This is a genomic window from Nocardia salmonicida NBRC 13393, from assembly GCF_001613085.1.
GTDB classification, from domain to species: Bacteria; Actinomycetota; Actinomycetes; order Mycobacteriales; family Mycobacteriaceae; genus Nocardia; species Nocardia salmonicida.
The window spans coordinates 260,846-273,769 of the sequence record NZ_BDBR01000002.1 but is presented as its reverse complement, the minus strand read 5'-3'; the positions used below and the strand labels follow the sequence as shown (position 1 = coordinate 273,769).

General features: G+C 66.3%; 11 protein-coding genes. 6 read left to right on the top strand and 5 right to left on the bottom strand.

Features of this window, described 5'->3' with window-relative positions:
* Positions 1-26 precede the first annotated feature (26 nt).
* Both NS1_RS01890 and rph read right to left on the bottom strand, forming a co-directional pair.
* On the bottom strand, positions 27-1,082 hold the full coding sequence (locus NS1_RS01890) for a Gfo/Idh/MocA family protein (protein WP_084503408.1): 1,056 nt from the start codon (positions 1,080-1,082) through the stop codon (positions 27-29).
* 54 nt (positions 1,083-1,136) lie between these two features.
* Positions 1,137-3,743 carry a rifamycin-inactivating phosphotransferase gene (gene rph, locus NS1_RS01885; protein WP_062980916.1) on the bottom strand — a complete coding sequence of 869 codons (2,607 nt, stop codon included), beginning with the start codon at positions 3,741-3,743 and terminating at the stop codon, positions 1,137-1,139.
* A 414-nt stretch (positions 3,744-4,157) separates the two neighbouring features.
* On the opposite strand from rph, the gene NS1_RS01880 reads away from it, so the two are divergent.
* The 4 genes from NS1_RS01880 to ilvD all read left to right on the top strand — a co-directional run bounded on the left by NS1_RS01880 (position 4,158) and on the right by ilvD (position 8,848).
* Positions 4,158-4,448 (top strand): hypothetical protein, encoded by a 291-nt coding sequence (locus NS1_RS01880; protein ID WP_062980908.1) that lies wholly within the window; start codon positions 4,158-4,160, stop codon positions 4,446-4,448.
* A 32-nt stretch (positions 4,449-4,480) separates the two neighbouring features.
* Positions 4,481-5,299 (top strand): fatty acid desaturase, encoded by an 819-nt coding sequence (locus NS1_RS01875; protein ID WP_307618682.1) that lies wholly within the window; start codon positions 4,481-4,483, stop codon positions 5,297-5,299.
* 944 nt (positions 5,300-6,243) lie between these two features.
* Positions 6,244-7,092, top strand: a complete 849-nt coding sequence (locus NS1_RS01870) for an acyl-CoA thioesterase domain-containing protein (protein ID WP_062980905.1) — start codon at positions 6,244-6,246, stop codon at positions 7,090-7,092.
* A 64-nt stretch (positions 7,093-7,156) separates the two neighbouring features.
* Entirely contained in the window at positions 7,157-8,848 is a 1,692-nt protein-coding gene (gene ilvD, locus NS1_RS01865; RefSeq protein WP_062980903.1) for a dihydroxy-acid dehydratase, read from the top strand.
* Between the two features lie 24 nt (positions 8,849-8,872).
* Here ilvD and NS1_RS01860 read toward each other — a convergent pair whose 3' ends face one another.
* Positions 8,873-10,000 carry an NADH:flavin oxidoreductase gene (locus NS1_RS01860; RefSeq protein ID WP_062980900.1) on the bottom strand — a complete coding sequence of 376 codons (1,128 nt, stop codon included), beginning with the start codon at positions 9,998-10,000 and terminating at the stop codon, positions 8,873-8,875.
* Positions 10,001-10,150: 150 nt separating this feature from the next.
* Between NS1_RS01860 and NS1_RS01855 the strand changes: the two genes are divergently transcribed.
* Entirely contained in the window at positions 10,151-10,585 is a 435-nt protein-coding gene (locus NS1_RS01855; RefSeq protein WP_084503352.1) for a MarR family winged helix-turn-helix transcriptional regulator, read from the top strand.
* Here NS1_RS01855 and NS1_RS01850 read toward each other — a convergent pair.
* Complete coding sequence (locus tag NS1_RS01850) at positions 10,574-11,305, bottom strand: ATP-binding cassette domain-containing protein (protein WP_062980893.1); 732 nt, start codon at positions 11,303-11,305, stop codon at positions 10,574-10,576. The genes NS1_RS01855 and NS1_RS01850 overlap by 12 nt on opposite strands.
* A gap of 249 nt (positions 11,306-11,554) precedes the next feature.
* Between NS1_RS01850 and NS1_RS01845 the strand changes: the two genes are divergently transcribed.
* Entirely contained in the window at positions 11,555-12,556 is a 1,002-nt protein-coding gene (locus NS1_RS01845) for an AraC family transcriptional regulator (RefSeq protein WP_062980891.1), read from the top strand.
* On the opposite strand, the gene NS1_RS01840 is transcribed toward NS1_RS01845, so the two are convergent.
* A complete protein-coding gene (locus NS1_RS01840; RefSeq protein WP_056820260.1) occupies positions 12,546-12,737 on the bottom strand; it encodes a hypothetical protein in 192 nt (63 codons plus the stop codon). The genes NS1_RS01845 and NS1_RS01840 overlap by 11 nt on opposite strands.
* Between the last annotated feature and the right edge of the window lie 187 nt (positions 12,738-12,924).

Genomic DNA, 12,924 nt, shown 5'->3' with positions numbered 1-12,924 from the left:
CGGTCCACCCGACAGCGAATCTCCGCTCACAGCACCAGGTTCGGCATCGATACCGGGCGGGATCCTTCACGCAGCGAGCGGGCGCCCGCAACACCGACCAGCGAAGCCGCTACCGCCGGGCCGATCGGTACGAGCGGTGGCGCACCCTCCTCCACGCACGCCCGAAAGCCTTGCAGGATCCGGACCGTGCCTTCGGCTTTCGGTTCGACGAGCGTGCCATCGGAGAGGGCCATCGGTGCGGACCTGCGTTCCTGGTCGCGGGTGACGCCATCCCGATCGGTCCAGCCTTCCTTGCGCACGCGCACCGACCACGCGCGCCCACCGGGCGCGCGAACCGATTCGGCCAGGCCCTCGGTGCCGCGCGCCGAAACCCAACTCCAGTGGCTGTCCGGTTCGCCCTGCAGGAATCCGTGCCGGGTGATGGCCAATCCGCCGCCGCTGAGCCGGACCACCATGACCACGGCGGCCCTGGCATCGGCGGAGTCGACGTGAAAGGCCGTCACCTCGGTCGGCAGCTCCGCGGTGAGGGCGAGGATCGGCGACAGGGTGTGAGTGCAGTACGCCGTCGGTTCGATGCGGCCTCGCCAGTGGCCGGGATCGCCGATCAGGCTCGAGACGTCATCGGGTGACATCCCGTGCAGATAGTCCGCTTCCACGAGCGTCACCCGACCGATATCCTTGGCTTCCACAGCGTTTCGTATGAGCTGAACATGCGGATGGAAGACGTAGTTCTCGGCGAAGGAGTACGTCGCGGACGAGCGACGTTCGGCGTCGAGCAGCGCGGCCGCTTGCCACTCGTCCACGCAGGCGGCCGATTCGGAGAGCACGTGGATACCGCGTTCGAGGAAGGCGATGGCCAGGGGTGCGTGCTCGTCGAAGTCGTTGGCGAGCATCACCGCGTCGAGGTCGTGTTCCAGCAGGGCATTCCAGTCCTCGAACACGCCCCCCTGTGGCAGGAGCTCGGCCGCCTCGGCCCGCCGGATGGGGTCGCGATCGCAGGCGGCCACCACCTCCATACCCAGTCGGCGACACCAAGTCGCCAGGTACATCCCCATTGTCGAACCGACCACACCGACGCGCACGTCCACCATCCTTCCCAGTTCTCAGCAATCGATCTGTCGGCTCGGAAACGTTGACTACTGCTGCGACAGGATCTCGACGTAGCCATCGGTGCCGTTCACCCGGATGCGCTGCCCGTCGCGGATCAGCTCGGTGGCATGTTCCACGCCGACCACGGCGGGCAGGCCGTATTCGCGGGCGATCACAGCACCGTGGGTCATCAGGCCGCCCACCTCGGTGACCAGCCCCGCGATGCCGACGAACAGTGGGGTCCAGCTCGGATCGGTGTAGGCGGTGACCAGGATGTCGCCCGATGCGAGGTCGGCCTGCGCGATATCGGAGATCACCCGGGCGCGGCCTTCGATCGTCCCGGCCGAGACCGCCAGGCCGGGCACCGCGTCGGCGGGCAGATCCTCGCGTCGATACGCCCCGGTGAGCGCTTCGCCGTCGGAGGTGAGCACTCGCGGCGCGGTGAGCGACTGATAGGAGCGAAACGCGTCTTTTCGCGCGGCGACGAGTTCCTGATCTGCCCGGTGCGTGCGAACCACCTCGTGCAGCTCATCGAACCGCAGAAAGAAGAAGTCGTCGGCCTCACGCAGCACACCGGACTCCACCAAGCGTTCGGCCTCGCGCAGCAGTGCCTGCTTGTAGACGAAGTAGCGACTGACCATGCCGTACTTCGGGTACTCCCGATAGCCGGAGAAAGTGCGCACGCGCTCGATCATCTGCTCGGTCTCGACGGCTTTCAGTTCCCCGTCGGGAAGAGCTCGTAGAGCTCGCAGAATCTGTTGTTGCTTCTGTTGCGCATCGCGAAGGCCGTCCTCGAAACGCTGTCTCCCCGCACCGGGCCCGAAGTTCTTGATATTGCCGAGGATTGTCGACACCAACGTGGCGGGCTTCTCGCTCCACCGCGGCCTGGTGATGTCGATTTCGCCGGCGCAGCGCATGCCGTACTCGACGAGGAAGTCCTCGATCGCGGCTCTCGTCTCGTCGCCGCCCGGAAACTCGGCCAGACCGACCAAGAAATCGTCGTCCTCGATCCGCTCCAGGTGCGCCACTACCTCCGGGTGCGGTCGGATCACATCGGCGACGTCCAGCAGCGCCAGACCCATTTCCGATGTCACGTTACCGGGAACCGACTGGGTGAGGGCATCGGCGGCGTTCTTCTCGCCCAGCCATTCTCGCAGCCGATCGTTGAGCCACTCCGTGGCGTCCATCGCGGCCATGATCACCTGTAAACCCCGGGGCGCGAACAGAACCCGCCGCAGTTCCTCCTGGATATCGGATCGGATGAAGTCGAGCAGCGCCGGTCCGGACAGGTTTGCGATCTCGCCTCTCAATGCCGTGAGAGAAGCCTCGCTCTCGGCGATCAGCTCGGTGACGATGTCAGGATCGGTCTCGATCCTCTCGGCAGCGATGCCGAACGGTGCGGGTGGTGCGCCGGATTCCTCCTCTGGCACTTGCCGAACGAAATCACCGCGTTCCAGCACGGTCCGCAGCGCGTCTCCCATCAACGGGTCGGATTTACCGAGGCCCGCGACCAAGGCGGCACCTTTCGTGGGCGCGGACATCATCGCGGTGACGTCGACGAACAAGCGGCCGCCCGCGTCGCGCATCGGCGCGTTACTCGTCAGCTGCCACACCGAGATCCCCAACGGCTTCATCGCATCGGTCATCATCTGCTGATGGCCGACCGACACATAGACGTGGTTCTCCCCGTCGGCGGCGACGGGGATCGGGAACAGGGTGGTGATCGGCCTGCTCTGCACGATCCGGAAACCATCACCGTCCGAACACCATTCGATGTCCTGGGGGCTACCGAAATGTGCTTCGATACGACGGCCGAGCCGCGCGAGCCGCAGCACCTCGTCATCGCAGAGCACCGGCTCGTTTCGGTGCTCCCGCGCGATCTCGTTCACCTGGGTACCGCCCGTCGGCACCGGCTCGACGGCGACCTTCTTGGTGGCGATCGCCTTGCTGGTGATGCGGTCGTCGCGCACCTGGTAGACGTCGGCATTGACGAGACCTGATACGAGAGCCTCGCCGAGACCGAAACCGGCGTCGATGGACACCACGGTTCGGTCGGAGCTGACGGGGTCGGCCGTCATCAGAATGCCGGCAGCCCGCGCGAACACCATCCGCTGGACGACGACGCTCATCTGAATCATTTTCTGGTCGAAGCCGTTTCGCAGTCGATAGGTGACGGCTCGCTCGGTGAACAGCGAACCCCAGCACCGGCGCACGTGCTCGAGGATCGCCGCCGGTCCCACGACATTGAGAAAGGTGTCCTGCTGACCGGCGAACGACGCGGTGGGCAGGTCCTCGGCCGTCGCACTGGACCGCACGGCGTAGGCGCCGTCGATTCCGAGCCGAGCATGCGCGGCGAGGATCGCCTCCGCTACCTCCTCGGGAACGACCAACTCCTCGACCGTGCGCCGCAGCTGTTCGCTCAGCACGGAGATCGCCGCCCGATCCCCCGGCTCGAGGCGCGACAGCTCGTCGAGCCGATCGTCGAGCGACGATGCCCCCGCCACCGTGCGCGCGAAGGCCTCGGTAGTCACACAGAAGCCGTCCGGCACCTCGACACCGTCGATTCGCGACAACTCACCGAGGTTCGCCCCCTTACCGCCGACGATCGCGACCTGCGTCCGATCGACCTCGTCGAACCCGAGCACAAATGCCATCTCGCTACTCCTCACCTGGTGGTTTCGGTTTTCGCGAGCGATTATGGACCAAGAATTGACGCCTCATGAGGGCCCGGAATCGTGTATACAGTAGAAGGGGGAACAACGACGGGCGCTAGTACGCCCGGCTCCGGCGGCATATCCGCCGACCCTCCCGACTTCCAGTCGACCGAAAATCCGATCGGTGACGATCCATCATGGTTGCCGGGTTGTGAGCTGCCGCACTACAGGCCGTCCTCTTCCTGTTGCCGATCGATTGCGGATGCCGAGATTTTCACCTCGAGCGCCGATCCGGGCCGTCTGCGACCCCGAATACCTGACAGCTCAGCAAGTACGCAGCATCCCGCCATCGGACGCACACGACGCGGTGTCGACCGTTCCAGCCGCACTAGCGGCTTTGCCCGTGAGGACAACATGGTCAACGAGAACCCGCTCGACGCCCCGCCCACCCAGGCCACGGCCGACGCTCCAGCTGAGCCCAGCCCACCGTCGTGGGCAGCGCCGGCCCTGCTCCTCTCGATACTGATGCTCGGCCTGGACCTGCTGGCTCTGATTCCGCTCGGCGCCTGGATGCGCGACTACGGTATCGGCCTGATCGGCACGATCTACCTGATCCACGTGCTGGCATCGACCGCGGTGGCCGCCTGGACCCTCAGCTGGTTCCCGCTCCTGCTCGATATGGAACCCGATCAGCAGAGCTCCTAGCGCTCCGGTGACGCGGGTGCATCCACGCTGAATTGTGGGCGAACACACTGCTTCCGCGAAACCCCGCGTGGGGCTTGATCTTGGTGCCGATCACGCTGACCACCACCCCGTTCTGGTCGCTGATCCACGAGTCCATTCACGGATCGCTGCTGAGGAGCCGGACACGCAACGACCGGATGGGACGACTTCTGGCGGTGGTGTACGGGTCGCCGTTCGCGATGCTGAAAGTCGGTCACCTGCTGCACCATCGCTACAGCCGGGTCCGTGAGCGCAGCGAGGTCTACGATCCGACGAAATCCAGCAGGCAGGCCGCGGTGCTGCTGTTCTATCTGAAGTTGTTCGGCGGGCTGTATCTGTTGGAAGTGCTCGCGTTGCTCCTCGGGCCGATGCCCGAGCGTGCCATTCGCGCGCTGGGACGCTGGGTCGAAGCACCGGATTCGGTCGGCGGTCTCGTGCTCGAACGGGTTGCCCAGCCGGTGGTACTGGGAAGGTTCCGCACCGACGCCGCCGCGATCGTCGTCATCCACACCGCCACTTTCGTTGCCTACGGTGCTCACGGCTGGATGCTGCTTGCCGCGATCGGCTGCCGCGCGCTGATCATCTCACTGTCGGACAACGCCTACCACTACGGCACCGAGCTCGAATCACCCAGGGCGGCAATGAATCTGCGTCTGCCTCGCGGTCTCGAGCGTTTCGCCCTCAGTTTCAACCTGCACGATGTGCACCATCGGCACCCCGGGCTGCGCTGGTACGAGTTGCGCTCCCGATTCGACGCGGAGGGCGGCCGCTACCATCTCGGCTGGTTCAGCGCGGTGGCTCGCCAACTCCGCGGACCGATCGCACTGACCTGAAGTCGCGTGATCCCGCCGGGCCGAGTGCGGCACGGTCAACGCAGGTCGAGGTCGGTGACGGTCTCGGTGCCGAGGGCGATGCGAGCGTGCCAGGTCGGCGGCGGTGGTGAACCGGTCGGCCGGGTAGCGGCCGTTCCAAGCTGCCGGATCGGCGAGTACCACGTCCTGAAGTGGCTCTACGGCAACACGATGCGACGTTGCCGGGGCGGCTCCTGCCGTGCCGCAACCGGATTGACCGCGCAATAGCGCGTTCGCCGTCACCAGCACCGAGGTGGGTTGTCCGGACCCCCGGTGTCGCCCCTGTCGACCAATGAGGTGGGGTGTCCTCGTCGTGTCCGGCCATGAGCTCGATGATCGTGGCTGCTTCGGCGCCGTCGATCGTGGCGCACAGCACCGTCCCGTAGCCACCGGCACCCAGGGTGCGCTGTGTCAGCGGGGTCGCGAACGGCCATCTGATGGGTGCGGGCAACTGCTTGTCGCCCTCGGGCACCGCGGGCTGGAACGCGATATCGAGGGTAGTAGGGGTATACGGCGCACGGCGCTGCACGGTGAGGTGCTCGTCGTCGGGCAGAGCTCGCAAGCGATCGATCACGCCGGCCAATCTGCGGACCTCACGGTTGGCCGATTGCGCACCGGGCTCGATATCCAAGCCGAACATGCTTTCCTCGGCGCCACCGTCGGCCGTGGTGAAAACCTACCGTCACGGCGCAATTCGAAAAGGGGAAGCCGTCTACTTCCGCCATATTCGAGCCTGACGCGCCGATTTAGACGTACCGACGAGCACACACGTCACCCCCCTGTGATCTTCTCCAGCCGAGTGGCCGCCCACTTCCGACCGAGGCATCATTGATCAATCGCCGACTCTCGGATCTGGGGCATCTGTCAGTCGCGTGCCACCGGTGCCGCGCATCAGGCGAGACTGCCCGAGTCCTAGGAGTCCGCCGGTGAGCCATGCATTCTTTCGCGCACAATCCGATCCGACCGATCGCACGGAAATCCTTCATCCCGAACCCGAGGCGAGCAGTGGGTGGATCGGTGGGCAACTGCGCGGTATGGCCGTCGGAGCGGTTCTGGCGCGCGCGGTGGAACGAGAACCGATCCTTCGCGAGCGGACCGACTTGCGACCGGCGCGGTGGACGCTCGACCTGTTTCGCCCAGTATTCATGCGTCCCTGTACAACTCGCGTCGAGGCGGTGCGAGACGGCCGTCGGCTGTCATTGTTCGATGCGATCCTGATCCAAGACGACCGACCCGTCGCGCGAGCCAGCGCGCTGTACCTGCGCCCCGGACCGACACCGGATGGCATCTGCTGGTCGCCGGATACGATCGCGGACCCTCCGCCGACCGACCGGGAACCATCGCCCGATCAGGATCGGGTGTACTTCAGCGAGGAACAGGGGTGGACCCCTGATGCCCGCACACATCACAACCCCGCACGCACGGGGATCTGGCACCGTCCGATCACGGTCGTGGTCGGTGAGCAACCGACTCCCTTCCAGTTCGTCGCGGGTTTGGCCGACGTGACGAATGTGGTCACCAATCTGGGCAGCAACGGCCTGGAATACATCAATGCCGACGCCACCCTGACTTTGACCCGGCTTCCGGAAGGGGAAGAAGCCGGACTGGTCGGCCTCGACCGGATGACCCAGGACGGGATCGCGGTCGGCACCGCGGCGATGTACGACCGCAAGGGCGTATTCGGTACCGCGACAGTCAGTTCCATCGCCAACGTCCGGGGTCCCGCGGACCTGGGCGCCATCGGGACTTCGTCGTCCCCCCTTGCTGTCGGGTAGGCCCGCACCGATCACAGTGGTGCCGTCGTGGCGATTTCGCGAGCCGGGCTCGTAGGCTTGCGCTATGGCACACGACACCGAACAGCCCGTCGACATCAAGCCACGCTCCCGCGATGTGACCGACGGGCTAGAGAAAACTGCCGCCCGCGGCATGCTTCGCGCTGTCGGCATGGGTGACGAGGACTGGGTCAAACCGCAGATCGGGGTGGCCTCGAGCTGGAACGAGATCACCCCGTGCAATCTGTCGCTCGACAGACTGGCCAAGGCGGTCAAGCGCGGCGTCCACGCCGGGGGTGGCTACCCGCTCGAGTTCGGCACGATCTCGGTGTCCGACGGCATCTCGATGGGGCACGAGGGGATGCACTTCTCACTGGTCAGCCGCGAGATCATCGCTGACTCGGTCGAGACCGTGATGATGGCGGAGCGTCTCGACGGTTCGGTTCTGCTCGCGGGCTGCGACAAGAGCCTGCCGGGCATGCTGATGGCCGCCGCGCGGCTGGACCTGGCGAGTGTGTTCCTCTACGCGGGTTCGACCTTGCCCGGCAATATCGACGGCAAGGACGTCACGATCATCGACGCTTTCGAGGCTGTCGGCGCCTGCATCAAGGGGCTGATCACCCCGGCGGAGGTCGATCGCATCGAACGCGCCATCTGTCCGGGCGAAGGCGCGTGTGGCGGCATGTACACGGCCAACACGATGGCCTCGGCAGCCGAGGCACTCGGGATGAGCTTGCCCGGCTCGGCCGCACCGCCCGCCCCCGACCGTCGCCGTGACGAGTACGCCGAGAAGTCCGGTGAGGCCGTCGTCGGGTTGCTGCGCAAGGGAATCACGGCTCGCGACATCATGACGATGGAGGCGTTCGAGAACGCCATCACGGTCGTCATGGCGCTCGGCGGGTCGACCAACGCGGTGCTGCATCTGCTGGCCATCGCCCGTGAGGCCGGCGTCGGGCTCACCCTCGCCGACTTCAACCGAGTCGGTGACAAGGTGCCGCACCTGGGCGATCTCAAGCCGTTCGGTCGCTACGTCATGAACGACGTCGACAAGGTCGGCGGCATCCCCGTCGTGATGAAAGCCCTGCTGGACGCCGGTCTCATGCACGGCGACGTCATGACGGTCACGGGCGCGACCATGGCCGAGAACCTCGCCCATATCGAACTCGGCCTCGACGGCGACGTGATCCGGCGGCTCGATCGGCCCATCCACCGGACGGGCGGACTCACCATCCTGCACGGCTCGCTCGCACCCGAAGGTGCCGTGGTGAAGAGCGCCGGTTTCGATTCCGATGTCTTCCGCGGCACCGCTCGGGTGTTCGACGGCGAACGCAACGCCATGAACGCCCTCGAAGACGGCACGATCGTGGCCGGCGACGTGGTCGTCATCCGCAATGAGGGACCCAAGGGCGGGCCCGGCATGCGCGAGATGCTCGCCATCACCGGCGCGATCAAAGGCGCCGGCCTCGGCAAGGACGTGCTGCTGCTCACCGATGGCCGATTCTCCGGCGGCACGACCGGTTTGTGCGTGGGCCATGTCGCGCCCGAAGCAGTGGACGGCGGGCCCATCGCCTTCGTCCGCGACGGCGACCCGATCGTCCTCGACGTCGCCAACCGACTTCTCGACGTCGAGATCGACGACAGCGAACTCGCCGCGCGCAAGGTCGGCTGGGAACCGCTCCCACCCAGGTACACCTCGGGTGTGCTGTCCAAGTACCGCAAGCTCGTCAGCTCGGCCGCGCACGGCGCCGTCACCGGCTGACGCACCGCGCGGCCCGACGTCGACTCAGCTGAGAATCTTCAGCGCCGCCCCGTCGTACGGCTTCACCTCGTCGATCCGCCCCGCCAGGACCTTGGACGCCCACTCCGGGTCCTGGAGAAGGGCGCGGCCGACGGCGACCATGTCGAATTCGTCGCGCTCCATGCGGTCGAGGAGGTTGTCCAGGCTGCCGAGCTCGGCGCCCTGGCCCGAGAACGCGCGCAGGAAGTCACCATTGAGGCCGACCGAACCGACGGTGATGGTCGGCTTGCCGGTGAGTTTCTTGGTCCAGCCCGCCAGGTTCAGATCCGAGCCGTCGAACTCCGGGAGCCAGTAGCGGCGGGTGGAGGCGTGGAAGGCGTCGACACCGGCCGCGGCGAGCGGGGCCAGGATCGCCTCCAGCTCCTGCGGGGACTCGACGAGCCGCGCGTCGTAGGCCTCCTGCTTCCACTGCGAGTAGCGGAAGATCACCGGGAACTCGGGCGAAACGACCGACCGGACCGCTGCCACGATCTCGGCGGCGAACCGTGTCCGGGCCACCGCGTCGCCGCCGTAGGCATCCTCGCGGCGGTTCGTCCGAGCCCAGAGGAACTGGTCGAGGAGGTAGCCGTGCGCGCCGTGCAACTCGACGCCGTCGAAGCCGATGCGCTCGGCGTCCGCGGCCGCCTCGGCGAAGGCGCTGATGACGTCGTCCAGGTCACGCTGGGTCATCGCCTTGCCGAGGCCCTCGGCGCCGTCGACGCGGATGCCGGAGGGACCGACGGCGGGCGCGTCGGCATAGGGCTCGTCGCCCTGGTTGCGGACCATGCCGATGTGCCACAGCTGCGGCACGATGGTGCCGCCCGCCGCGTGGACGTCCTCGACGACCTTCGCCCACCCCGCCAGCTGCTCCTCGCCGTGGAAGCGCGGCACCCGATCGCTCTGCCCGGCCGACTGGTGGCCGACATAGGTCCCCTCGGTGACGATCAGGCCGACACCGGCGGCGGCGCGACGGGCGTAGTACGACCGCACATCGTCACCGGGGACACCGCCCGGCGAGAACATGCGTGTCATCGGCGCCATCACGATGCGGTTCGGGACGGTCAGTCCGTTCAGCGTGACGGGCCGCGACAGGATTTCGGCCGTGCGGGAGGTCTCGGACGGGGTGACGATCACTGCGTACTCCTCAGAGCTACTTGACAACATCGATGGTTGAGAACTTCAAGCAATGCCCACACGCTAGAGGCAGATATTTGAGATAGTCAAGTTTCTACGGATAAGGTGGCTCGTATGGAAGAAGCTCCGCGCATCGATAGAGCCCAGCTCATGGAGCTGCTCTCGGTGGCGCTCGGCGTCTATTACGGGGACTTCACCGCCGCGGCGGCGAGTGAGAACCTCACCGCCAGCCAGGGCAAGACACTGACCGTGTTGCGCCGAGGGCCTGTCACAATGCGCGCCCTGGCCGCGAACTTGGCCTGCGACGCTTCCAACGTCACCGGGATCATCAACCGACTGGAGAAGCGTGACCTCGTGCGCCGCGAGACCAGCGCATCCGACCGACGCGTCACCAATCTCGTCATCACGCCCGAGGGCGAGCGTGTCACCGACACGATCCGGGCGAGGATGCACGCCACGCAAGACGGCCTGAAGAAGCTCAGCGACCGAGACCGGGACTGCCTTTACGCCCTCTTGGAACGCGTTTTCGTCGATGCGCCCAGCGACCGAGCTGTTCGCCTACCGGCCGAAACGTCAGAATCCTGATCCGAGAAGGGTCTGCACGAAAGCGTCTGTCGAGTCGGTCAGCTCCTCGGTCGTCCCCGAGGCGACGACCCGCCCGGCGTGCAGAATCACCATTCGGTCGGCGAAGCCGTGGGTCAGCATGCGTACCTCGTTGCTGACTACGAGTACCGCCGCTCCGGAGTCGGCGTAGTCACGCAACGTTCGCCACACCCCGTATGCCGTTTCCCAATCGAGGGAATTGGTCGGTCCGTCCGCGATGAGGATGGACGGAGCGGGCACCAGCGCGGCGGCGAGTGCGGCTCGCTGGATCTGGCCCCCTGAATGCTGACTCGGGAGCAGGTCCAAGGCCCCGACGGGATAGTGCGCCGCGGCGCATGCTCGCTCGACACTCCACGCTCGGTGGCGTCGCTCCAGCGTTCGCAACTGTGCTCCTACCGACCGGCCGGTCTCGAAGGCGGTCACACCTTCTTGCGGGACGTACCCGACGACTCGCTCACGAAGAGTCGGCCATCGCTGAGCGTTCACGTCCTCACCGTTGATCAGGACGCGCCCCTGACAGTGAGCCGTTGCGGGCAATCGTCCCGTGAGCGCCGAGCCGACCATCGTCTTTCCGGCACCGGGCCCGCCGAGCACGGCGGTGATCCGACCGGCGGGCACGACGAGATCGACCTCGGTGAGCACAGTTTCGCTCCATCGGCCGGTATCCACGCGGACGGTCAGGCGGCACAGTTCTGCGGTCATGAGCCAGCTTTCTCGACGACAGGCAAGCCCCTTTTGTAACGACCTTGCCGCTAGTTTTCGAATCCGCCCACCATTGTTGCCCTGGTGACGGAGGCTTTCGCCACCAGCGCGGAGCTGGTAGAACCGGATCAAACACGAGGTGCCGATCTCAAGCGACAAACGTTCGACGGACTCTCCCCGTCGGGCAATGTCTGCAGCTGATGAAGCCGCGACCGCTCGCAGATCGGCATGCTGCCCCGAGGAGACGTCATGGCTACCGACCAGAGTTTGCTGCACCGTTTCGTCATCTCCCAGTTCGGCGCTGCCGGGCTGGATCGTGCGCAGCTGATTCGCGACACCGGGCTCCCGGATTGGTCGATGACCGGCAATGACGTGCATCTTCCCAGCGCGACGTTCTCCCGGCTGTGGGAGGTCGGCGAACATCGCTTAGGCGAGGATGTCGCCCTGCAGGTCGCCCAGCGCTACGAGCTGTCCAGCCTGGGCTTGTACGACTACCTGTTCGCGTCGGCCCCGACGCTGGGCTCCGGGCTGGCCACCTGCGGTCCTTACATCACCGCCGTCACCACCAATCACCGGTTCGACCTGGTCGCCGAGACCGAAGAAGAGTCGACGCTCTACCTCGAGATGCTCGACGGCGAAGGTCGGGGACGCGATCACACCCAACTGTGGGGACTATCGGCCGTCCTGAGCCGGGCGCGCCGCGTCGTGGATGCTCCGTTGAACCCGGTGCGCGTCTCACTGCGCCAGGCCGCGCCCGCGCACGTCGAAGGCTTCCGTGCGGTGTTCGGTACCGCCACACTGGAATTCGACGCACCCACCGACTCGATGACCTTTCGCACCACAGACCTCAACCTGCCACTGACCACCGCCGATCCGGTGCTGGCCGCGGTCCTGCAACCGCTGGCCGCCGCGCTGGCGCCCCCGCCGACACTCGTCTCGGCCTGGCCGAGACGAGTGGCCGACGCCTTGGACCAAGCTATCGAGGGCGGGGAGGTTTCCCTCGACAGCGTCGCCCGGATCCTCACCGTCAGCCCTCGAACCCTGCAGCGGCGACTGACCGAATCGGGCACGACCTGGCGGGCCGAACTGGATCGGGCCCGCAGTGCGCGGCTGTCGGAAGCGGTCTCCGCGGGGTCACTCAGCGGCGCCAGGCAGGCCGAGCTCCTCGGCTACTCCGACGCGGGCTCGTTGCGCAGGGCAGCCCGGCGCTGGTCATCGGGCTCTCACCCGATCGGGACCGTTACGTCCTGAGGTAGGTCGAGGCGATCTGCCAGAACGTATCCCGCTCCAACAGGCGGAAATCCCACCCGTCGATGATGTCCCGGAACGCAGCGACTATCCCGGCGACATCGAAATCGTCCCGGGTCGCGGTCCCCTTCGCCTCCAGCGCGGAAATCACGTAGGCGGTGGCGCTCTCCCTGGTAACCGACACCGCAGGCTCCTATCGTTCAGACACCGACCATTCGAACGTAAGTCTCGAATCCCCTCGCGGCCACGACAAGTGCAGAACGCGCCAACCCCCTGCCGAACGCGCCAACCTCGGGGCCGATCAGTCGCCATGCGGCTTTCACCGGCGCCGACCTGGAATCTGATTCACCCGTTCCGGATGAGGTCGGCGC